The organism is Mammaliicoccus sp. D-M19 (assembly GCF_022386695.1).
Taxonomy (GTDB): domain Bacteria; phylum Bacillota; class Bacilli; order Staphylococcales; family Staphylococcaceae; genus Mammaliicoccus; species Mammaliicoccus sciuri.
In genome coordinates, this window is record NZ_JAJNHW010000007.1 from 51,928 (window position 1) to 76,093 (window position 24,166).

Genomic DNA, 24,166 nt, shown 5'->3' on the forward strand with positions numbered 1-24,166 from the left:
ATGCTAAATGCTAAAGCGAGAGCTGTAAGTAGTCCGGATTCTAATTTTTTTGCAACAGAAATTACAAGAAGAGATCTTGATAAACATGATATTTTGATAGAAATTAAATATGCAGGAATATGCCATTCGGATATTCACACTGCACATGGAGAATGGGGACCAGTGAACTATCCTTTAGTACCGGGCCATGAGATTGCGGGTATTGTTAAAGAAGTTGGTTCTGATGTGAGTAAATATCAAGTAGATGACCGTGTTGGTGTTGGTTGTATGGTTGACTCATGCGGTGAATGTGAACATTGTCAAAATGGCGAAGAACAATATTGCTTAAAAGGAATGGTTGGTACATATGCAGGTACTGACAGATATGGTGAACCTACTCAAGGTGGTTATTCAACACATATCGTCGTACATGAAGATTTCGTACTACGTATTCCGGATAATATTCCTTTAGATGAAGCGGCACCTTTACTTTGTGCTGGTATTACAACGTATTCACCTTTAAATCACTGGAAAGCATACGAAGGTAAAAATGTAGCTGTTATCGGTATGGGTGGACTTGGTCATATGGCCGTTCAAATTGCACATGCAATGGGCGCTGACGTAACAGTATTATCACGTACATTAAATAAAAAAGAAGATGGCTTAAAATTAGGCGCTTCTCATTATTATGCAACAGCTGATGAGTCAACATTTGAAGAACTTGCTAACTCATTTGATTTAATTATTAATACCGTAAGTGCTAATTTACCAATAGATGATTATCTTAAACTATTAAGATTAGACGGTACGATTGTTAACGTAGGTGCACCAGCAGAACCCGTATCATTACGTGTAGCAAACTTAATAGGTCACCGTAGATCATTTGCAGGTTCAGCAATTGGTGGTATAAGAGAAACACAAGAAATGTTAGACTTCTGTTCAGAACATAACATTAGACCACAAATCGAACTGATTTCAGCAGATCAAATAGACGAAGCATATGAAAGAGTCTTATCATCAGACGTTAAATATCGTTTCGTAATAGATACAAGCACAATGTAATAACGAAAAAAGTGTCCATATGATGGGCACTTTTTTTGATTTAAGAGGGTTGTTAGTAACACTTGTGCCGAGTTTTGTAATTAAGGCGCCCGTTAATTACAGATTCCCTAACTTTTGTAATTAACTCTCCCAACAATCCCATAATACCCAACAAAAAATCCCCTGCTAACTCCAACGTTAACAGGGGATGATTTATTTATTAACTTTAAGATTCAACGACGTCTTCCATTTGGGCTTCGAATTCATCTAGTAATGCGCGTACTTCATCTGTTGTTTCTGTACTCATTAATTGATGCCTTAATTCGCTAGCGCCTCTCATGCTACGTACGTATATTTTGAAGAATCTACGTAAGCTTTTGAATTGTCTTGTTTCACTTGTTGCGTATTTATCGAATAATGTGAGATGTAATCTGAGTAGGTCTAGTAGTTCTTTACTTGTATGCTCACGAGGCTCTTTCTCAAATGCAAATGGATTATTGAAGATACCTCTACCGATCATAACACCATCGATGCCGTATTTTTCAGCAAGTTCAAGACCTGTCTTTCTATCAGGTATATCACCGTTAATTGTTAACAATGTATTTGGTGCGATTTCGTCACGCAAATTCTTGATCGCTTCGATTAATTCCCAATGTGCATCTACTTTACTCATTTCTTTACGCGTACGAAGGTGAATAGATAAGTTTGCGATGTCTTGTTCGAAGACGTGCTTTAACCAATCCCTCCATTCTTCTATATCATAATAACCGAGTCGTGTCTTAACACTTACCGGTAGACCACCAGCTTTAGCTGCTTGAATAATTTCAGCGGCACGTTCAGGTCTTAGAATTAAGCCAGAACCTTTACCTTTGCCTGCAACATTTGCCACAGGACAGCCCATATTCAAATCAATACCTTTAAAGCCCATTTCTGCCATTCCGATACTCATTTCTCTGAAATGATCTGGCTTGTCGCCCCATATATGTGCGACGATAGGTTGTTCATCTTCACTGAACGTTAAGCGTCCGCGAACACTGTGTATACCTTCAGGGTGACAAAAACTTTCCGTATTTGTAAACTCAGTGAAAAAGACATCCGGTCTCGCTGCTTCACTGACTACGTGACGAAAGACGATATCCGTAACATCTTCCATAGGTGCCAAAATAAAAAATGGACGTGGCAATTCACTCCAAAAATTTTCTTTCATAATATATTTTAACCTTCTTATTTATTAATTTATTAAATATTTATCCATGATGATATTACCATAAAAGTGCAACTTATACAAAAGGATATTTACTCATTTTAATGCAAATTATCTATCGTAACATCTAAACGTTTTGATACGTAAAGCATGCATTTTGACTTTATCATGTGCCTTTGTATAACATGATGATATTAGAGAAAGATTTCGAGGAGATGTCGTCGTGGAAGAGTTGAAACACCGGGATAAGACTTTGCTTATTACGATTTTGATGGTAGGGTCATTTGTGGCCATTTTGAACCAGACACTCATGACTACAGCCTTACCAAGTATTATGAAAGAAATGCATTTAACGAGCAGTACAGTACAATGGCTAACTTCTATATTTATGTTAGTGAATGGAATCATGATTCCCATTACCGCATATTTAACACAGCGATTTACGACAAGAACGTTATACTTTGCAGCTTTAACATTCTTTATAGTAGGTTCTATTATTTGTGTTATAACGGATCAATTCAGTGTCATACTCGTAGGACGTGCAGTTCAAGCAATGGGTGCTGGGATTATGATGCCTTTAATGCAGACAGTCCTATTTCTTGTTTATCCAGCTGATAAAAGAGGGCAAGCTATGGGGATGTTTGGATTAGTTGTCAGCTTCGCACCAGCAATTGGTCCAACATTGTCAGGTTGGGTTGTTTCTCACTACAGTTGGAAAGTGATATTTTATATTTTATTAATCGTAGTCATTATAGACTTATTATTTGCGTTGAAATTCGTGAAGAATGTAACAGATGTTACGAAACCGAAGCTTAATAAACTATCTGTCACACTGTCTACATTAGGCTTTGCGGCATTGTTATTTGGCTTTAGCGAAGCGGGTAATTTAGGTTGGCATCATCCTTTAGTGTATTCAATGATTATTACAGGTATTGTCATCTTAACAATGTTTATCGTGAAACAATTAAGTATGACTGAGCCGTTTCTTAACGTACGTGTCTTCACCTATAAATCCTTTACGATCAATATGATTATTGTCTGTATCGTCTTTGTTTCATTTATAGGTAGTCAAACAGTACTGTCATTCTACTTACAAAATCTACACGGATATTCACCATTGATGTCAGGGTTAGCACTCATGCCAGGTGGAATTATAACAGGTTTACTTTCACCATTCACAGGTAAAATATTCGATAAATACGGCGGTAAGTTATTATCCATCATAGGCGTTTCAATCGTTGTAATTACATCATTTGCTTTCACACAACTTGATACACACACATCATTCGCTTATGTCACAATATTCTTTGCCATTTCACTCGCAGCAAATGCGATGGTCTTCAATCCATTAACAACAGCAGCATTAAATAATTTATCACGTGAATTAGTACCACATGGAACATCGATGAATAATACAATGAGACAAGTCGGCGCAGCAATGGGTTCAGCAATATTAGTAACAGTTATGAACACAGCAATTTTAAATCCACATGAATATGGAATAGAAGGATTAGTGCACGGCGTACGCGTCGCATACGTTGTTATATGTATCGTAGCAGTACTCGGCTTAATATTAGCAATTATCAACCCAACATCTAAAAAAGGCTATAAAGAAGCGTAGCGAAATGAAGCATATCACTAAACTGACAACCTCAGATTGAAAGTGATATGCTTGTTTTTATAGGGCGAGCAGTGTGATATCAGACAACCCTCAGACTGACTCTTGTGGGGTTTATAAGTAATACATAAGGAAATTTATGTAAACATATTTTATACTTAAATCAAAATAACAGAATTGAGGTTATCGTAGTGAAGAAGTTATGGTTTTTGGGGATGGGTATTATTATGCTGATGATCATTGTGATAATGACGAAACCATCTAACGAACATCATTCAGCAACAGTTAAATCAACAGACTCAACTTATATAAAAAGCCAAATACCGACATTATTTCTACATGGTTATGCAGGAAGTGCGAATTCAGAGAAATATATGGTTCAACAAGCGAAGAAAAAGGGCGTCACTAAAGAAGTCATCACAGCATATGTATCTGAAGATGGAAAAGTTGAATTAAAAGGAAAACTTAAAAAAGATGCGACGAATCCTATTGTTCAAATAGAACTTGAAAATAATAAACAAGGTGATCTGGATCTCAATGCAGAATGGTTTAAAAACGTGCTAGCTAAATTACAAAGTGAATATGGCATTAAGAAATTTAACTTTGTCGGACATTCAATGGGGAATTTATCGTTTGCTAAATATATGTTGAAATACGGGGATGATGAAACATTACCTCAGTTGAATAAAGAAGTGAACATTGCCGGTACGTTTAACGGTGTATTAAATATGAATGAACAAATAAATGAAATTAGTGTGGATAGAAGCGGGAAACCAAGTCGCATGAACCCACCATATCCAGATCTACAACAATTGAAAGACATCTATAAAGGACAAGAAATAGAAGTATTAAACATATATGGTGACTTACAAGACGGCACCAACTCAGACGGCCGCGTATCCAACAGCTCATCAAAGTCTTTGAAATATTTACTAGGAAATAGTCCAAAAAGCTATAAAGAATCCAAATACGAAGGCAAAACAGCGCAACACAGCGAACTACACGAAAACAAACAAGTCGCGAATGAGATAGTAGAGTTCTTGTGGGGGAGGTAGGATTTAATCTTAATTGAATTAAGAAATATACCTAAAGATTTAGGTGTTTATGTAAGGATAAATGAGTAAAACATTACTCATTTATCCTTTTTTAATGTCCTTTTTATATTAATAAATTTGGAAGATCGAAATTACATTTTAATAAGCATAAATTATAAAAATCCGCTCTTTCTTATGAAATTTTTAAAAAAGTGGATAAAATTATCACAAAATTGATAAAATAGAATCTAATAGATGATAATTCAACAGGTGATAATTATGCGAAACTCGTTAAAGATAGAAAATATACAATATTCAATAGAAAATCTTAATAATTCTGTTCGAAAATGGCAAACTTCAGCAGATGGAAAATATTTATTACGCTATCCAACTGTATACATAATAAATGATAAGAAACGTGAAAATAACTTTGAAGTTTATGTTGGAGAAACAGCTGATATTAGAAATAGAACTCGTCAACATCTTAATGTAGATACAAAGTTAAAACCATTTTGGGAAAATTTCTCTACTTCTAGTAATTCTTCTATGTATGTTATTGGTCATGAAATGTTTAATAAATCATTAACACTCGACATTGAAAATAGACTGATGCAGTATTTATTAAGTGTGGATAATATTAGTAGGGTTCATAATAGTAGAACGAATCAACAGAATGAATATTATACATCAGAAAAACTTGATGAGATTTTTTCTGATATATGGGGAACATTAAATAAGAAAAATAAAGTCCTGTTTCCAATTGAAAGTATTATTAAAGATTCGGCAATATTTAAAGCGTCGCCTTTTCATAAATTAACACAAGAACAAATTAATGCTAAAGAAGAAATTCTAAATAAAATTAAAGAATCGATCATTTTAGATGAAGAAGGACAATTGCTAATCGTTGAGGGTGAAGCTGGATCTGGAAAAACAGTTCTAATGAGTACATTACTTTATGAGTTAAAGAAATATAATTTAAATTTAGACAAAGATTTAGATATTCATTTATTAGTAAATCATAATGAACATGTAACAATTTATAATCAAATTGCGACTAAATTAGGTATAACAAATAAAAAGAAAAATATTATTAATAAACCTACTAGTTTCATCAATAGTCATTCACCAGATGAAAAAGTAGATGTAGTTATTGTAGACGAAGCTCATTTACTGTTAACACAAGGTAAACAAAGTTACCGAGGAAAAAATCATCTACAAGATTTGCTAGAAAGAGCTAAAGTCGTTGTTATCGTTTTTGATATTAAGCAAATACTTACAACTGAACAAATATGGGATGTTGAAAAATTAAATGATTACTTTGAATGTGCAAAGAATAAAAATAATCATGTTACATTGAAAAATCAAATGCGCATTAATAGTGATGAAAAGACAGTAAAATGGATTAGAAATTTAATTGATAATAAAAAAATTAATGACATTCCTAGAGATAAAAAAGGATATGATATTAAGATTTTCGATTCACCCGAAGAGTTAGAAAGTTGTATAAGAGAAAAAGCTCAAAATACAGACAGTGGTATTTCAAGAATGCTTGCTACATTTGATTGGCAATATAATAATAAGCCTCCTGAAAATGAAGATTTTTGGCGAGTCAAAGTTGGTAACTGGTCAATGCCATGGAATTATCAACTAAAGGTTAGTAGAAAGCAGAAGAATTTACCATGGGTCGAACAAGATCAAACAATAGATGAAATAGGGTCAACATTTACAATACAAGGCTTAGATTTAAACTATGCAGGTGTCATAATTGGACCTTCTGTAAAATACAGAAAGGGTGAAATTGTTTTTGATGAGAAAAGCAGTGCCAATAAAAAAGCGACACGTCGTAGAACTTTAGAAGACGGTTCAAAACAGCATTTCTCACAAATGCTTCTGAAAAATGAATTGAATGTTTTACTTACTCGTGGTGTAAATGGTTTATATATTTATGCAGTAGATGAACAATTAAGAGAAGCACTAAAAAAAGCATCTAAAGGTGATAATAATGGATGAAAATAAAGAAATATTAAAAGAGATTAATCAGTTTAGAGATGAGCGTAATTGGAGACAATTTCATAATGAAAAAGATTTATCCTTGTCGATAAGTTTAGAAGCGGCAGAACTACTTGAGCTATTCCAATGGAAATCGTCAGAAGAAGTAGTAAGTAATAAACAAGAGAGATTAGCAGAAGAATTGGCAGATGTATTAATATACAGCTATATGTTAGCAGACAACTTAGACTTTGATATTAATGATATCATTCGAAAAAAACTAAAAAAGAACGCTGAAAAATATCCTGTAGAGAAAAGCAAAAATAGAAATAATAAATATAATGATTTGTAAATAGGTGTGGTAGACAATTTGTAGTAACCATAAATTAAAGGTTTATTAATGAATAATGATTCCCTAGGAAATGAATAGACCTCACATGCCCATATTGTTTTTTAGTTAAATTGAATGTTATGTTTATATGATATACTAGCAGTAATTAAGCATATATCGTTAGAACTAGGAGATTGTATTTTATGAATAAGCCTAAATATCAAGTAATCGCAGATGAGATTAAAAATAAAATTATTAACAAGGAATTACAGGTGGGATCTTTATTACCTACTGAAAAAGACTTTCAAACTCGATATGGTGTGAGTAGATATACGATACGACAAGCTATGGAATTGCTTGTTGTAGATGGATATATTAAGAAAAGAAAAGGTTCGGGGTCATATGTAAGTTACGAATTTTTAAATTCTAAAAAGAGTAATAACTCTAAAAAAATTGGTGTAATTGTAACGTACTTATCAGATTATATATTTCCGAGTATTATTCGTGGTCTTGAGACTGTGTTAAGAGAAAATGGATATTCACTCATCTTAGCAAGTACGAATAACAATCATGCTGACGAACGTCAGTGTTTAGAAATGATGTTAGACCAAGGTATTAAAGGATTAATTGTTGAACCAACGAAAAGTAATGTATATAATCCGAATTTATCTTATTACTCTTTATTTAAGCAGCGCGATATACCGATTTTAACGATTAATGCTCAATATGAAGAATTGAACTTACCATATATTGCGATTGATGATGTTAAATCAGGTCATCTCGCGACGAAATATCTTATAGATAAAGGACATGAAGATATTGCTTTAATCACTAAGATAGATGATAACCAAGGTAAGTTGAGAATGAAAGGTTACTTTAATGCTTTTGAAAATAATAATAAAGTCTTTAAGAGTGAATATATTTATACGTATGATACAGAAAGTAAAGTAACTGTGTTAGATCAATTTGTTGAGCATGTCGTATCGAAGCAAATTCAAGTTTCTGCCGTGGTGTGTTATAACGACCAAATAGCTTATTACATAATGAAGAAATTAACTAAAATGGGTGTGTCTGTTCCTGGAGATATTTCGATTGTAGGAGAAGATAACTCTGTATTGAGTAAATTGGAAGACGTTGATTTAACGACAACATCTCATCCACAAGAGTTATTAGGAGAGAAAGCTGCGAATTGGGTATTGAGTACGATAGAAACAGGTAAGGAACAACCTTCAGAATTACTGGATACTTATATTATAGAAAGAAGTTCCGTAAAATAATAAAATTATATAACTAACAAGCAAGTAGAGCTAATCTGTAAAAGGATTAGTTCTATTTTTTATATCATTATTTTACTTCTGAACAACTGATATTAATGGATTAATGCAATTTAATATATATGGACAAAAATTATATTTATTTGACATGTACGGACAAATAAATTAAGATGTATTTGAAAACGATTACAGAAGAGGTGTTTACAATGCAAAATCCTAATACATTAACAGATAGTTCAGAGTTATCTATAGGAATAGAGTTAGGATCTACTCGCATTAAGACGGTAGCTATCGATGCACAGTTTAACACGTTGGCAACAGGTAGTTTTGAATGGGAGAACCAGAATATAGACGGTTATTGGACCTATTCAGTTAATGATATATGGGTAGGTTTACAAAAAAGCTATCAAGATATGGCGAATAATTTAAAACAAGATTTTAATGTGACTGTCCGTAAAATCAATAGTCTCGGGATAAGTGCAATGATGCATGGATATTTGGCTTTTGATAAACATGAAGACTTGTTAGTTCCGTTTAGAACTTGGCGTAATAATCATACAGTTGAAGCGGCAAAAAGATTAAGGACTCAGTTTAATTATAATATTCCTGAAAGATGGAGTATTGCACATTTATATCAAGCAGTAATAGACAAAGAATCTCATGTAAATGAAGTGAATTATATTACAACATTAGCAGGATATATTCATTGGTACTTAACAGGTGAGAAAGTATTAGGAATTGGTGATGCTTCAGGTATGTTTCCGGTAGATGTTGATCGAAAAATGTATAGAACAGATTTATTGGAAGAAGCAGATCTGTTACTGAATAAGGAAGGATTCCATAAATCAGTTATTGATGTACTACCACAAATTAAAGTTGCTGGTGAGAACGCTGGTTATTTAACAGATGAAGGTGCTCGTTTGTTGGATCCTGATGGTAACTTGGAAAGTGGATGCGTATTATGTCCACCTGAAGGCGATGCAGGTACAGGCATGGTTTCGACCAATGCGATAACGCCTCGGTCTGGTAATATTTCAGCGGGTACGAGTGCATTTGCCATGATTGTCTTAGAAAAATCTTTAAGTCATGTATACCCAGAAGTAGATATCGTAGCAACACCTTCGAGTAATGAAGTAGCCATGATTCATACAAATAATTGTACGTCAGAAATAAACGCTTGGATGAATTTATTCGAAGAGGTATTAAACTATATGGGCGTTACTTTTTCATCTGATGAGTTGTACGGACAAATATTGAAAACTTCAGAGAATAGTAATGATGATTTAGGTGGTTTACTTTCATACGGATATGTTTCTGGTGAGAATATTACAAAAGTCGAAGTGGGTTATCCAATGTTTATTAGAGAACCGAATAACCAGTTTACACTTGCAAACTTTATGAAAACACAGTTATTTAGTGCATTTAGTACTTTGAAAATAGGAATGGATTTATTAAAAGATAATGAAGATATAGCAATTAATAAATTAATCGCACACGGTGGCATTTTTAAAACAGAAAAAATTGCACAAGAAGTATTGAGTGCAGCTATGAATGCGCCAATAACAGTGATGAATCATGCGAGTGAAGGTGGTGCATGGGGCATTAGTGTATTAGCGAAATATGTAACAGCTCATGATGATATAACGTTATCGCAATATCTCGACGAATTTGTCTTTGCGAATGTAGATGAAACAACACTTGAACCTACATTACAAGCAGTTGAGAACTTTGATGCATATATCGAAAAGACTACAAAAGGTTTACCGATTGAACGACAAATATCAGATTACATGGAGGGTGGAGAAGATGCTAGAAAAATTAAAACAAGAAGTATATAAAGCTAATTTAGAGTTACCTCAAAGAGGATTAATCAAATACACATGGGGAAATGTTAGTGGATTTGATGAAGAAACAGGTTTGTTTGTTATCAAACCTAGTGGCGTTGATTATGACGAAATGCGTCCGGAAGATATGGTTGTTTGTAATTTAGATTGCGAAATTGTTGAAGGTGATTTAAATCCATCATCAGATATGCCAACTCACGCAGTATTATATAAATCATTTCCGAATATAGGTAGCGTAGTCCATACACATTCTCCTTGGGCAACGATTTGGGCACAAGCAGGTATGGATGTACCAGCCATGGGAACAACACATGCAGATACATTTTATGGTTCTGTACCGTGTGCAAGATTTTTAACGGCTAATGAAATCAATGAGAATTATGAATATGAAACAGGTAACGTTATCGTTGAAACATTTAAGAATAGAGGCATTGATCCAAATGAGGTGCCTGCCGTATTACTGCAAGGACATGCACCATTTGTTTGGGCTAAAGACTGTGAACATGCTGTTATGAATGCAGTTGTCTTAGAAGAAGTATGTAAGATGAACTTATTTACACAACAATTAAATGAAAATGCTTCAGTGCTACCTCAAGAAATTTTGAATAAGCACTATGAAAGAAAACATGGCGTAAATGCATATTATGGACAGAAATAAGGAGGAATTCTAGATGAGTACAGAAAAGAAATTTTGGTTTGTAGTTGGTTCACAAGCACTATATGGTGAGGAAGCTTTAGAGAAGGTAAAAGCAGACGCACAAGAAATGACAACTTATTTAAATGAACATGCCGATTTACCTTTTGACATTGAGTTACAAACACAGCTAGCAACGACTGCTGATGTGATTACGGATATTATGAAAGAAGCAAATTACAGAGATGATATTGCGGGTGTTATTACATGGATGCATACATTTTCTCCAGCAAAAATGTGGATTAGAGGTACGAAGTTACTTCAAAAGCCATTGCTACATTTAGCGACTCAATTTTATGACAATATTTCCTGGGAAAAAATTGATATGGACTATATGAATTTACATCAATCAGCACATGGAGATAGAGAGTATGGTTTTATTAATAAAAGACTAGATAAACAGAATAAGATTATTTTCGGTCATTGGAAAGATAAAGCGACACAAGATGATATTAAATCTTGGATGCTTATAGCAAATGCCTATAATGAAAGTTTCAAACTTAAAGTAGCGCGCTTTGGTGATAATATGAGAAACGTTGCCGTTACTGAAGGCGATAAAATAGAAGCACAAATTCAATTTGGATGGACTGTAGATTACTTTGGTATTGGTGATTTAGTTGCTTATATTGAAGATGTGAAAGAAGAAGAAGTTCAAGATTTATTTGCAGAATATCAGAAGAAATATGACTTTGATTACAGAGATTATAATGAGGTGGATTTTAATCAATCAGTAGAAGAACAAATCAAATATGAAATTGCAATTAAACGTTTCTTAGATGATGGAGGTTACACTGCCTTTACTACTAATTTTGAAGACTTACATGGTATGAAACAATTACCAGGTTTAGCAGTTCAACGCTTAAATGAACAAGGATACGGATTCGCTGGAGAAGGCGATTGGAAGACGGCTGCACTTGATAGATTATTGAAGATTGCTACTCAAAATCAAGCGACTGGATTTATGGAAGATTATACGTATGACATGAGAAGCGATAAACAAAATATACTTGGTTCACATATGTTAGAAGTAGACCCTACATTGGCTGCTACTAAACCAAAAATTGTTGTAGATTTCTTAGGTATTGGAGATAAAAATGATCCGGCACGTTTAGTATTTGACGGTAAAGCTGGAGAGGGTATTGTTGTGACAATGTTAGATTTAGGTACGCATTATAAATTTATCGTTAATGAAATAGTAGCTAAATCATTAACAGAACCAGCACCTCACTTACCAGTTGCGAGAGTATTATGGAAGACGAAACCTTCTTTAGAAACGGGCGTTAGACGTTGGATTGAAGAAGGAGGCGGGCATCATACAGTACTATCACTAACTTTAAATTCAGAAGAAGTTGAGACGTTAATTAAGATGTTTGATGCAGAGTATGTTGTGATTAAATAAAGACTAACTGAAATAACATAGATGAATTTGAAAGTAAAAAGGGGTGGATGGGATTATGAAAACGAAAAGTAAGGTGTCTAATAGCTTTATTTATTTCTTTGGAGCATTTGGTGGTATTCTATTTGGTTATGATATTGGTGTTATGACGGGTGCGTTGCCTTTTCTTAGAGAAGATTGGGGTATAAATAGTGGCTTTATTATAGGACTAATAACATCTTCAGTTATGCTAGGTGCCATATTTGGTGGTATCTTAGCAGGGAGACTATCTGATAAATTAGGTCGTAGAAAAATGATCTTAATTTCGGCAATAATATTCGTTGTTGGATCAATATTATCTGGTATTGCACCACATAATGGTAACTATTTCTTAATTATTTCTAGGGTCATCTTAGGTTTAGCTGTAGGGGCAGCTTCTGCTTTAGTACCTGCATATATGTCTGAAATGGCACCAGCAAAATTAAGAGGTCAGTTATCTGGTTTGAATCAAACGATGATCGTTTCAGGTATGCTCTTATCTTATATCGTCGATTTCTTATTAAGAGATTTACCTATTGAGTTAGGTTGGAGATTGATGTTAAGTATAGCTGCAGTTCCAGCAATCATTCTATTTTTAGGTGTATTAAAATTGCCAGAATCACCAAGATTTCTAATTAAAAATGGCAAGTTTCAAGAAGCCAAGAATGTATTGATGAATTTACGTAAAACAAAGCAAGTTGATGTTGAACTTGAAGAAATTAGAAGTACAATTATAACAGAAAGTAAAGTAACGACAAATAATACATTAAGCACTTTATTTAATAGTAAATATAAATATTTGGTTGTCGCTGGTCTAGGTGTCGCAGCATTTCAACAATTTCAAGGTGCAAATGCTATATTCTATTACATTCCATTAATTGTAGAACAAGCGACAGGTAATTCAGCAAGCTCTGCATTATTATGGCCAATCATTCAAGGTGTGATATTAGTACTAGGTTCATTATTATTCATTTGGATAGCGGATAAATTTAATCGTCGAACATTATTAATGTTAGGTGGAACAGTGATGGGGCTGTCATTTATATTACCGACTATTATTAACGTTGTCATGCCGAATGCTAATCCAATCATCATTGTAATATTCTTAAGTATTTATGTAGCATTCTATTCATTCACATGGGCACCCTTAACTTGGGTAATTGTTGGTGAGATATTCCCATTATCCATTAGAGGTTTAGCTTCAGGAGCTGCTTCTTCACTAAATTGGATAGGCTCATTTTTAGTTGGCTTATTATTCCCGATTATGACTGCATTTTTTCCACAAGAAATCGTATTTGCGATATTCGGCATAATCTGTATATTAGGTGTAGTATTCGTTAAAAAATGTGTTCCAGAATCACGAGGAAAAACATTAGAAGAAATCGAGAAGTTATCTGGTCCTGAAAGTAAAGTTAACCTGAAAAATGTTAACGTCGAACGTAGTTAGATTAATATAAAAAGCAGAAGAATTTCAGTAAAACCTGATGTTCTTCTGCTTTTTATATTTTATGACTTATTTCATTAGGTTTTATTCCTACTTATCATTAAATTTTTCTAATACGACTTTAGCTGTTTCGCTGACTACTTTGTCGTTTGGTTTATCTGTCTTGCCTTCTTTGTTTGTGAATATAACGAGAACAATTGGTTTTGATTCACCTTTAGGGTATACAAAAGCAACATCATTTCTTGATGCGTAAGTGATGGCTTGTCCACTCTTATCTGCTACTTTAAAGTTCTTTGGCGCACCTTTTTTAATTAAAGTATCTCCACTTTTATTATTGATCATTAAATCAATTAAGAATGTTTTATTTTCTTTTGATAAACGACCATCGTTGATCAGTTTATTGAGTGTTTTTCCGAAAGCTTGTGGTGTCGAAGTATCTCTATTACTCTTTGGATTATAATTGTTTAATTCAGGTTCCATTCTAGAAGGTTTAGTAGTCTTATCATCTAATGATTTTAGCCTTTTATTAACTTCTTTATAGCCACCTAATTCTTCAATAATCATATTATTAGCAGTATTATCACTGTATAACATCGTTGCTTCTATTAACTTTTTAATTGAGATATCTTTATTGATAAATTTTTCTAATACAGGTGAGTACGGCACAATGTCTTCTTTACTAACATGAACTTTTTTATTTAATTTATTGTGAGGTGTCTTTTCAAGTAACATGGCACTACTTAAGGCTTTGAAAGTTGAAGCATAAGCAAATCTCTTATCTTCATTAAAAGTAATTTCTTCATCAGTTGCAGTATTTAAAGCATAAACACCTATGTTAACATCATATTTATCTTCTACTTTCTTCAAATCTTGCGTTGTCGCATCAGCAGTACTGCAGGCGCTGAGTAATAAAATAGATGCAATCATTAATATCAATTTCTTCATTAAGCATACCTCCTTAGACTTGGTATATATACTATCATATTAATAATATGATAGTGTGAACAATCTTCCCTTTTGACTTACACATGCTATACGTGGTATATAATAATCATTGAAACGATTTGTTAAGGAGAGACGACATGGAAGACAAGACGATGGAGGTATTTAAGAGGGGTTCGAAGTTATTAAATATTCTTCAAGATGAGAAGCGCCAACAAATTCTTGTTCTATTATGTAGAGAAGAACAATTAACGGTTAATCAAATTACTGAACGACTTACAATTTCACGTCCTGCTGTATCTCATCATTTGAAATTAATGTATGAAGTGGGCTTGTTGACTGTTGAGCAAGTTGGATTGGAAAGATATTACCGTTCTGATTTAGACGATGCATTACTTTGGTTGAAAGAACTGGCAGCTTCTTTAGAAGAAAATATTAAAAATAAAGAAAAAGCGTAAAATTTTTAGCCTTTATGTTTATAGGTTTAAACTTATGGATAAACAATAGTAACACATTTATTTAAATTTTGATTTTAAAGGAGAAGATATATCATGGTTAATAAAGTAGTTCTGGAAGAAGCAGCTCAAGAATTTAGTGAAGCAAACAAGTCACATCCTCGTATTTATGAATTAGAACCTAAAGATGGTAGAGCTTTATTAGAAGAAGTTCAATCGTCTCCAGTAGATAAGTATAATGTAGATATAGAAGACACAACATTCACATCTGAAAAATTTGGTGATGTACCTGTGCGTTTTATACGCCCTGAAGGAAGTAGTGAGAAACTACCAGTGATATTCTATATACATGGCGCAGGATGGGTATTTGGTAGTGCTAAGACACATGATAAGCTCGTGAGAGAACTAGCAGTAAGAACGCATTCAGTAGTGGTATTTCCTGAATACACACTTTCACCAGAAGCAAAATACCCGACAGCAATTGAACAAAATTATGATGTATTGCAACAATTAAAAGATATTTCACATGAGAAAAACTTAGACATTCATAAACTAACCGTTGCAGGAGATTCAGTTGGTGGTAATATGGCTACAGTCATGACAATTATGACGAAACAACGAAACGGACTACCCATCAATCAACAATTATTATATTATCCAGTGACTAATGCGGAGTTTGATACGGAATCATATCATCAATTTGCAGAAAATTATTTTTTAGCTAAAGAAGGCATGCAATGGTTTTGGGACCAATATACGACAGATGCAAACGAGAGGGATGAAATTACTGCTTCTCCATTGAAAGCATCTGTTGAAGAACTAAAAGGTTTGCCTAGTGCAATGATATTAAATGCTGAAGCTGATGTATTAAGAGATGAAGGTGAAGCATATGCAAATAAATTAAGAGAGGCAGGCGTTGAGGTTACACACATGAGATTCCAAGGTATTATTCATGATTTTGTAATGGTTAATTCAATGGATCAAACTAATGCAACACGTGCAGCTATGGATATATCAACCAACTGGATAAATAAAAAGAATAAATAAAGTATATATTAGAGATTGGGGCAGAAACCTGATTTGAACAAATGAATTGGTAAGCTCGCCCCGGTAGGAATGAATTAAGTTGGAAAGAGCGTAATTTCAATAAAGACATTTACTGCCAAAATACTTAATGTGGCTGAGACATACACTATGTCCCAGCCTGTTTTTCAGTAAATTAATTATAAGGAGCATTCGATATGCAAACAATCTTAGGAAGTAACGGACAAATTGGGCAAGAAATTGCTAAAGAAATTTACAGAAATTATACGAGAGATATACGTTTAGTAGGTAGAAAGCCAAAGAAAATTCATGATACAGACGAGTTAGTAGCTGCTGATTTAATGAAATACGAAGATACACTTAAAGCAGTGGAAGGTAGTGAAATAGTCTATTTTGCTGTTGGTTTACCTGCAAATTCAGAAATGTGGGAAGAACGCTTCCCAGTGATTATGGAGAATGTCATTAAAGCATGCCAAGAAACAAATACGAAACTGGCATTCTTTGATAATACGTATATGTATGAGAAAAACGATAATGTACAGGTTGAAGACAGTCCATTTGTACCAGAAGGTCGTAAATCACAAGTACGTGCAGATATAGCTGAAATGTTGTTATCAGCTATGAAAGATCAATCTATTAATGCTGTTATTGGTCGCGCTCCTGAATTCTACGGACCAGGATTGACGCAAAGTTTTACCAATTCATTAGTATTTAATCGTGTGAAAGCAGGTAAACGTGCATTAGTACCGGTTAATGCTTCTGTATTACGTACACTTATATGGACACCTGATGCAAGTCGTGCCTTAGCATTGCTCGGTAATACACCAGATGCATACGGCGAAACTTGGCATTTACCAACAGATAATAGTGTGTCTTATAAAGATATTTTGAAAAAAGCAGAGAAAATCTTAAATAAGAAAATTAAGTATATGACAGTACCAATGTGGGTATTTAAATTAGGTAGTCTATTTAACCAACAAGTTAAAGAACTTACTGAATTATTACCAAGATATCAATATGATAACGTCTTTAAATCCGATAAATTTAAAGAAAGATTTCCTAATTTTAAAGTGACAACTTATGAAGAAGGCATTAAAAATATTTTAAAAGGAGAATCGTAATATGAAGAAAATCATGATTGTTAATACAAGTGCAGAATATTATGAAGGAACACGTAAACCAACAGGACTGTGGCTAGGTGAACTCGTTCATTTTTATGATTATTTTAATTCAGAAGATTATCAAATCGATTTGTTTAACATAAACGGTGGTGAAACACCTATTGATCCGGTAAGTCTTAATCCACTAATGCTAGATAAACTAACAAAGGCTTATTATAACAATCGTACTTTTATGGAGAAGCTTAAAGACAGTCCATCTATTCGTGAAGCGAATCCTGAAATATATGATGTCATTTACTTTACCGGCGGGCATGGTGTGATGTTTGATTTTCCGCATAATACGTATATTCAAGATGCTGTTAATGAAGTATATCGTCACGGTGGTGTTGTCGCAGCAGTGTGTCATGGCATCGCAGCATTATTGAATGTGAAAGATGAAAACGGCAGATACTTTATCGATCGTAAACAAATCACAGGATTTTCAAATGCAGAAGAAATATTAGCTAACCGTAAGCGCCTTGTACCATTTATGTTAGAAAGTGAACTTAAAATCCGAGATGCGAAATATAACAAAGCAAAAGTACCATTCACATCATATGTTCAAGTAGACAATAGACTCGTTACAGGGCAAAACCCACAATCACCAAAGCAAGTCGCACAAGCCGTTTCACGAATATTGAGTGGAGAAAAGAAGTAGTGCACGAAGACTGAGGTTAGTGTAAGAGGGTGTAGTTGTTGGACATGGAGCTGTAGCAAAAGCGCACGAAGACTGAGAGATATCGTGCAGTTAGGGGTGAAATCAGGTCGTATCGCACGAAGACTGTGAGATATCGTGCGCTAGGGTACAAAATCAGGTGGTATCGCACGAAGACTGAGAGATATCGTGCAGTTGGGGCTAAAATAGGGCCGTATCGCACGAAGACTGAGAGATATCGTGCGCCCCTCAACCATCAATATAGACAAAAGCCGAGACGTTCGCCGTCTCGGCTTTTTAATATACTTAAGTAATGACCATTTTTCCTACTTTTTCTTTATATTTTTCTAGATCGTAGTTGTTGTTTGTATCATCTGTGATGATGACATCAATATCTGAAATAGGGCAGATATTGTGTAAGGATACTTTGTCGAATTTAGAACTATCAGCTAATAAGTAAACTTCTTTAGCTTGTGAAACCATCAGTTCTTTAGCTGGTGATAATTCAGAACTATAATGTGTTACGCCTCGTTCTGCGTGTACGGCTGGTGTTCCTAAAAATAACTTAGCTGGATTAAGGCCGGCTAATGTTTGATTAGTAATTTGGCCATTTAAAATATAGTTATTTTTATACAAGATGCCACCAGTAACGATGATTTTGTTCTGAGATGAATTTAAGATTGAAGCGATATGGATATCATTTGTGATAATGGTTAAATCTGATTTATCGACTAAATGTTTAGCGAATTGTAATGTTGTGGATCCGGAATCGATAATAATCGTATCTCGATCTTCTACAAATTCAACTGCTTTTTTACCAATTGCTTCTTTTTGAGCTTTATGACTAGATTCTCTATCGTCAAAGTCTAATTCATCTACAACTTCATTGCTAATTAGTACGACGCCACCATGCGTTCTCTTTATATGGTTAAACTGTTCTAAATTTTTCAAATCTCTACGAATTGTTGCATCATGAACGTCAAATGCAACAGATAATTCATGTACGGTTGCTTTTTTATGCTGTTTTAAAAAATTAATAATATTTTGTTCACGTTCTGCAGGTAACATAGAAACATCTCCATCATGATATTTATTCTATTATATCAAAATTTAAAGAATTGATGTTTCTTTTTTATACTTCAGGCTCTTGTAACGTGTTATTTGGCAACTTAATAAAGTAAGTAAGAATTGAGCTAGTGAAATATAGTATAGCAAGAATCCAAATGACACCTCTTGCATCAACAATATCGATAAATAAGTTTACAATCATTGGCCCAATAAATACAGGTAACCCTGCACCTAAATTTAATACCGCAAGTGCTGCACCTTTGTCTTTTGTTACGAGTGAAGGTACTAATGCTGAAAGTGGTACATAAGCAGCTAATAAAGCTCCCCAAATAATACCGACTATTGTAAGGAGGACTAAATTACCATCCGTCCATAATGGAATGTAACCGATGAGTAATGTTGTAATACCACATCCAACACCACCAAAGAGCATAATCGTGTTGCGCCAACCGATTTTATCTCCGACAATTCCGAAGATGAGGTTAAAGGCAATGTTTGAAATAAAGATCGCAGACCAAACACCTAACCATTTTGATGTTGGAATACCAAATGATGCTAAGTATATTGGTAAAAATACTGGAAATGCAAATTGTGCAGTTGTATTGATAATACGCACAACACCACCTAATAATACTTTAGGCTCATCTTTCATAATGGTAATACCTTTAAATATTTCAGCGAGCTTTTCTTTAGAGTTACCTTTATTCGTTGGTAATGTATCTCGGTTTACGAATAATGCAAACACACCACCTAATAGTACCCAAAATAATGAACTCCATAATGTGTTAATATGACCTAATACTTCGATAGCAAATATAGAATAAACTGCACCTAAAACATTTAATCCACCAGTGAAGACAAACCAGAACCATCCTACAGCAGATCCTAATTGTTTTTGTTCTGCTCTATAAGAAATCCAAACTAAGAATGAATATGCAAATAAAGGATAACCGAATCCTCTTAATGCATATGCTGGCATCATCAATGCTAAGTTCTCAGAAGGTATCGCAAAGCCAACAAAGAATATCGTTCCTAATATATATAAGAATAAACCGAGTGCCATAGTCTTCTTACCACCAAGCGATTCGGCAAGAACACCACTAAACCAACTTGAAATGGCGATTGTTACACCATAACTCGCAAAGAGAATACTCGTTTCTCTAATAGAAAAGCCTTGTTCATGTAACCATGGACTTAGCCATCCAATTTCTAACCCGTCACCCATCATGAAGATAAGTATCCCAATATAACCCCATACGATTTTTATAGGCATACCTAATACAGTTTGATTTGTATTCATCGTTCATCATCCCCTTATTTGATTGTTTACCAATTATATTTTAAGTAAGTCTTTTTCCATCCCTTATGCGCTGCTGCATCATCCATTGCTTGATTTAAATCTTTTATTTTTTTAATATCGTAGTAATTTTCAGGAATTAATTTCCGTAATGCTTCTTGATAATCTTTGTTCTCGAAATAAGAAATTAATTGTTCGAATTCTCTTTTTGTACTACGTGAACTTCCTGATAACGTTAAGCCTTTTTCTAAAATATCTCTTGTGTTAATAGGTACTAACTCTTCAGTCACACCCATCAAGATGAGATTTCCTTGTCTATCTATTAAATCAATTGCTTGGTTAATAGCTGATTCAGAGAATTTACCACCTGTACATTCAAACACAGTGTGTATACCAGAAGCATTTTTGAAATCATAATCGAAGACGAGGTGAGTTGTCGCGAAAGTGCTGAATTCATTTAATTTTTCTTCAACAGCTCCAAATACAATTAAGTTCTCTTTCTCTATTCCGTGAATAAAATGTAATGCAGTTGCGGCTAAATAACCGACAGGACCATCTCCGAATACAGCTACTTTTGGTGATCCTTCAGTAGTGATTTGTTTCAACTGATTAATTGGAAATAGTGAGACGGAACAAAGTTCTGCCAAGAGTGCGACATCTTCGTCTAAAGCTTCAGGTACTTTTACGACGTTATCACCATGAATCACTAATTGACTTTGGCAAATACCATCATAACCACTACCCATAAATGCGGCGTTCTCATCGTAGTTATCTTGTAATTCTGTTTTTTCAAAATCACCTTTTTGTAATCTAGATGGTATATTAGGTACGATGACAACTTTATCGCCTACTTTAATATGTTCATGATTAGAATCTTCAACGATTCCAATACCTTCGTGGAATAAAGCCATAGGTAATTTTTTCTTTAAAGCTTCTGGACGACGATTTCCTGTGTAATATCTTAAATCTGCATGACATACACTTGCTTTAATAGGTTTGATAATGACATCATTCTCTCCATAATCATGTTTAATATTTGCTTCTTGAAAGACGCCAGGCTCTGTTAGTCTATAAGCGTGTGAAATTATCTCTTTGTTCATTTGTGCTCATTCCTCCGATATATAAAGTTCGTTTGTGTTTATATGGGTATAATATACTCGTTTATACAACAATGTCAACAATATTTGTTCATTTTTATTGATTTTGTGTTCATTTATGCTTATTATAATGAGTGAGTGCTTTCAATTAGGAGGTTATATAAATGACTTACAGTATAGGGATAGATTATGGAACGGGTTCAGGTAGGGTCTTTCTCGTTCAAACAGAAAACGGAAAAATTATTTCTCAATTTATAAAAACATATACACATGGCACGATTGATGAATATTTACATGATCAAAAGTTACCTCATGGTTTTTCATTACAAAATGGTAATGATTATTTAGAAGTATTAGAAGAAGGTATTCCTTATGTCATTGATGATGCTAAGATTAACCCCGATGATATCGTTGGACTAGGCATTGATTTTACGTCATCTACTGTTATATTTGTTGATGAAAATATGGATCCAATCCATACTAAATCAGGATTTAAAGATAATCCGCATGCATATGTAAAGCTATGGAAACATCACGGTGCAGAAGAAGAGGCTAAATTACTATATGATACAGCCATTAATCAAAAACAACGATGGTTAGGAAACTATGGATATAACGTAAGTAGTGAATGGATGATTCCAAAAATAATGGAAGTAATGAATAAGGCACCTGAAGTCATTAATGAAACGTATGCCATTATGGATGCAGGTGACTGGATTGTAAATAAATTAACCAATCAGAACATTAGATCTAACTGTGGGTTAGGTTTTAAATCATTTTGGGAAGAAGAAAATGGTTTTCATTATGATTTATTCGATAAAGTTGATGAATCATTATCCAATATCGTATCAGAAAAGTTAGAAGCACCTGTCATCAATATCGGTGAATCTGCAGGTTACATATCACCAGAAATGTCGTCTAAATTAGGCTTGTCAAAACAAACACAAGTGAGCCCATTTATTATTGATGCACACTCTAGTTTATTAGGAATCGGTTCAGAAAGAGAAGGGCAAATGACGATGGTGATGGGTACAAGTACGTGTCATTTAATGTTAAGTAATGAACAGAAAAAAGTACCAGGTATATCTGGATCAGTAAAAGGAGCTATTATTCCTGAACTATATGCATATGAAGCAGGGCAATCAGCAGTTGGAGATTTATTCGAATTTACAGTAAATCAAGCACCAAAAGCATACTGTGAAGAAGCGGATGATAGAGGGATTTCCATTCATCAATTGTTAGAAGAAAAATCAAGTCACAAAATGCCAGGAGAAAGTGGATTAATTGCTTTAGATTGGCATAACGGCAATAGAAGTGTACTAAGTGATAGTAGTTTGAGAGGTAGTATATTTGGACTGACATTACACACGAAATATGAAGATATTTATCGCGCATATCTTGAAGCAACAGCATATGGTACAAAGATGATTATGAAACAATATGAAGATTGGGGTATGCACGTTGAAGATGTATTTGCATGTGGCGGTATACCGAAACGTAATAAATTGCTTATGGAAATATACGCAAATGTACTCAATAAGAAAGTAACCGTTATAGATAGCGAGTACGCTCCAGCAATAGGTGCAGCAATATTAGGCGCAGTAGCAGGAGGCGCTTATCAAACTGTCAAAGAAGCGGCACAAGCAATGAAAGAACCAGTACTATATGAAATAGAACCAACAACAAATAAAGTGGAGAACTATGAAACACTCTTTAATGCATATAAAGAACTACATGACATACACGGTTATAAAAAAGCAAGAATCATGAAGTCAGTCTTAGCGTTGGCTGAATAAAGTAGGGTTGAGGGTGGTCATGGACGCACGAAGACTGAGAGATATCGTGCGTTATAGGGTAAAATCAGGTCGTATCGCACGAAGACTGCGAATTAGTTTTCCAGCTTGGGTAATTGTACAGCATGTGGTACAATTAATGTGTTAAAGGAGGTTTTAGTATGACTGTAATAAGTTATTCGAACGCTCGTAAAAATTTTAGGAAATTGATTGATAAAGTAAATAATGATAGTGATACCGTAACGATTACTACTAATGAAAGTAATGCTGTTTTAATGGGTGAAGATGATTATAATTCAATTATGGAGACACTTTATTTACAACAATCACCTGCTAATGCTAAACACTTAGCAAAATCTATTGAAGAAGCGGAAGGAAATAATACTGTTGAGGTAGATATAGAATCCTATGAGTAAACGAAACATTACATTTACGCCTTCCGCTTTTGAAGATTATGAGTATTGGCTAGCACAAGATAAAAAGTTATTAAAGAAGATTAACAGTCTAATAAAAAGTATTCAGCGCGATGGCCTATTAGAAGGAGAAGGTAAACCTGAACCACTAAAAGGCAATTTACAAGGCTACTGTAGTAGACGTATTAATCATGAACACAGACTTGTTTATATGGTTAAAGAAAATCACATTATCATTATAGGATGTAGATATCATTATTAAAAAAGACTCTAGTTTATTTTAGAGTCTTTTTATTTATCTTTTTCCTTTTCGGTTTGTATAAGAATAGTTGAAGCTGAGATACAATCTTAGTGACGCAACCTTATGATAAAATTA

General features: G+C 33.9%; 22 protein-coding genes. 17 read left to right on the forward strand and 5 right to left on the reverse strand.

The genetic code is table 11. The features are described 5' to 3' along the window. Complete coding sequence (locus tag LQ675_RS12080) at positions 1–1,041, forward strand: NAD(P)-dependent alcohol dehydrogenase (protein WP_058590963.1); 1,041 nt, start codon at positions 1–3, stop codon at positions 1,039–1,041. 205 nt (positions 1,042–1,246) lie between these two features. On the opposite strand, the gene LQ675_RS12085 is transcribed toward LQ675_RS12080, so the two are convergent. Further along, a complete protein-coding gene (locus LQ675_RS12085; RefSeq protein WP_025904672.1) occupies positions 1,247–2,227 on the reverse strand; it encodes a tRNA dihydrouridine synthase in 981 nt (326 codons plus the stop codon). Between the two features lie 220 nt (positions 2,228–2,447). Between LQ675_RS12085 and LQ675_RS12090 the strand changes: the two genes are divergently transcribed. From LQ675_RS12090 to LQ675_RS12130, 9 genes are all read left to right on the forward strand, one after another. Next, positions 2,448–3,845, forward strand: coding sequence for an MDR family MFS transporter (locus LQ675_RS12090; RefSeq protein WP_078355398.1), 1,398 nt, complete (start codon positions 2,448–2,450; stop codon positions 3,843–3,845). Between the two features lie 188 nt (positions 3,846–4,033). Then, complete coding sequence (locus tag LQ675_RS12095; RefSeq protein WP_078355397.1) at positions 4,034–4,897, forward strand: alpha/beta hydrolase; 864 nt, start codon at positions 4,034–4,036, stop codon at positions 4,895–4,897. A 258-nt stretch (positions 4,898–5,155) separates the two neighbouring features. Beyond that, the gene (locus LQ675_RS12100; protein WP_078355396.1) at positions 5,156–6,886 is read left to right on the forward strand and encodes a DUF2075 domain-containing protein; all 1,731 of its coding nucleotides are present in this window, start codon (positions 5,156–5,158) and stop codon (positions 6,884–6,886) included. After that, a complete protein-coding gene (locus LQ675_RS12105) occupies positions 6,879–7,217 on the forward strand; it encodes a nucleotide pyrophosphohydrolase (protein ID WP_058590960.1) in 339 nt (112 codons plus the stop codon). Before LQ675_RS12100 ends, LQ675_RS12105 begins: the two co-directional genes overlap by 8 nt. Before the next feature lie 182 nt (positions 7,218–7,399). After that, a complete protein-coding gene (locus LQ675_RS12110) occupies positions 7,400–8,473 on the forward strand; it encodes a GntR family transcriptional regulator (RefSeq protein WP_048540358.1) in 1,074 nt (357 codons plus the stop codon). Between the two features lie 203 nt (positions 8,474–8,676). Further along, positions 8,677–10,308: a xylulokinase gene (locus LQ675_RS12115; protein WP_078355395.1), complete on the forward strand. Its 1,632-nt coding sequence runs from the start codon at positions 8,677–8,679 to the stop codon at positions 10,306–10,308. Further along, on the forward strand, positions 10,277–10,972 hold the full coding sequence (locus LQ675_RS12120) for an L-ribulose-5-phosphate 4-epimerase (protein WP_078355394.1): 696 nt from the start codon (positions 10,277–10,279) through the stop codon (positions 10,970–10,972). Before LQ675_RS12115 ends, LQ675_RS12120 begins: the two co-directional genes overlap by 32 nt. A 13-nt stretch (positions 10,973–10,985) precedes the next feature. Next, entirely contained in the window at positions 10,986–12,407 is a 1,422-nt protein-coding gene (araA, locus tag LQ675_RS12125) for an L-arabinose isomerase (RefSeq protein WP_078355393.1), read from the forward strand. 55 nt (positions 12,408–12,462) lie between these two features. Next, positions 12,463–13,869 carry a sugar porter family MFS transporter gene (locus LQ675_RS12130; RefSeq protein WP_078355392.1) on the forward strand — a complete coding sequence of 469 codons (1,407 nt, stop codon included), beginning with the start codon at positions 12,463–12,465 and terminating at the stop codon, positions 13,867–13,869. 87 nt (positions 13,870–13,956) lie between these two features. On the opposite strand, the gene bla is transcribed toward LQ675_RS12130, so the two are convergent. Beyond that, complete coding sequence (gene bla, locus LQ675_RS12135) at positions 13,957–14,811, reverse strand: BlaZ-like penicillin-hydrolyzing class A beta-lactamase (RefSeq protein WP_239727641.1); 855 nt, start codon at positions 14,809–14,811, stop codon at positions 13,957–13,959. 137 nt (positions 14,812–14,948) lie between these two features. Between bla and LQ675_RS12140 the strand changes: the two genes are divergently transcribed. From LQ675_RS12140 to LQ675_RS12155, 4 genes are all read left to right on the forward strand, one after another. Beyond that, positions 14,949–15,266 (forward strand): ArsR/SmtB family transcription factor, encoded by a 318-nt coding sequence (locus LQ675_RS12140; RefSeq protein WP_078355390.1) that lies wholly within the window; start codon positions 14,949–14,951, stop codon positions 15,264–15,266. A gap of 93 nt (positions 15,267–15,359) precedes the next feature. Continuing rightward, complete coding sequence (locus LQ675_RS12145; RefSeq protein WP_048540365.1) at positions 15,360–16,310, forward strand: alpha/beta hydrolase fold domain-containing protein; 951 nt, start codon at positions 15,360–15,362, stop codon at positions 16,308–16,310. Between the two features lie 194 nt (positions 16,311–16,504). Further along, positions 16,505–17,428: an NAD-dependent epimerase/dehydratase family protein gene (locus tag LQ675_RS12150; protein WP_153654199.1), complete on the forward strand. Its 924-nt coding sequence runs from the start codon at positions 16,505–16,507 to the stop codon at positions 17,426–17,428. A gap of 1 nt (position 17,429) precedes the next feature. Next, positions 17,430–18,125, forward strand: coding sequence for a type 1 glutamine amidotransferase domain-containing protein (locus tag LQ675_RS12155; RefSeq protein ID WP_153654197.1), 696 nt, complete (start codon positions 17,430–17,432; stop codon positions 18,123–18,125). Between the two features lie 303 nt (positions 18,126–18,428). Here the strand turns inward: LQ675_RS12155 and LQ675_RS12160 are convergent, their stop codons facing one another. From LQ675_RS12160 to LQ675_RS12170, 3 genes are all read right to left on the reverse strand, one after another. Continuing rightward, complete coding sequence (locus LQ675_RS12160) at positions 18,429–19,190, reverse strand: DeoR/GlpR family DNA-binding transcription regulator (protein ID WP_107603004.1); 762 nt, start codon at positions 19,188–19,190, stop codon at positions 18,429–18,431. A 64-nt stretch (positions 19,191–19,254) separates the two neighbouring features. Beyond that, positions 19,255–20,490, reverse strand: coding sequence for an MFS transporter (locus LQ675_RS12165; protein WP_084756277.1), 1,236 nt, complete (start codon positions 20,488–20,490; stop codon positions 19,255–19,257). A gap of 26 nt (positions 20,491–20,516) precedes the next feature. Then, the gene (locus LQ675_RS12170) at positions 20,517–21,587 is read right to left on the reverse strand and encodes an alcohol dehydrogenase catalytic domain-containing protein (protein WP_084756275.1); all 1,071 of its coding nucleotides are present in this window, start codon (positions 21,585–21,587) and stop codon (positions 20,517–20,519) included. Between the two features lie 161 nt (positions 21,588–21,748). On the opposite strand from LQ675_RS12170, the gene LQ675_RS12175 reads away from it, so the two are divergent. The 3 genes from LQ675_RS12175 (at position 21,749) to LQ675_RS12185 (ending at position 24,052) form a co-directional block, all read left to right on the forward strand. After that, positions 21,749–23,380, forward strand: coding sequence for a ribulokinase (locus tag LQ675_RS12175; protein ID WP_084756273.1), 1,632 nt, complete (start codon positions 21,749–21,751; stop codon positions 23,378–23,380). A 158-nt stretch (positions 23,381–23,538) separates the two neighbouring features. Beyond that, a complete protein-coding gene (locus LQ675_RS12180; protein WP_084756271.1) occupies positions 23,539–23,793 on the forward strand; it encodes a type II toxin-antitoxin system Phd/YefM family antitoxin in 255 nt (84 codons plus the stop codon). Beyond that, positions 23,786–24,052, forward strand: coding sequence for a Txe/YoeB family addiction module toxin (locus tag LQ675_RS12185; RefSeq protein WP_084756269.1), 267 nt, complete (start codon positions 23,786–23,788; stop codon positions 24,050–24,052). The genes LQ675_RS12180 and LQ675_RS12185 overlap by 8 nt, the downstream gene beginning before the upstream one ends. Positions 24,053–24,166: the final 114 nt, after the last annotated feature.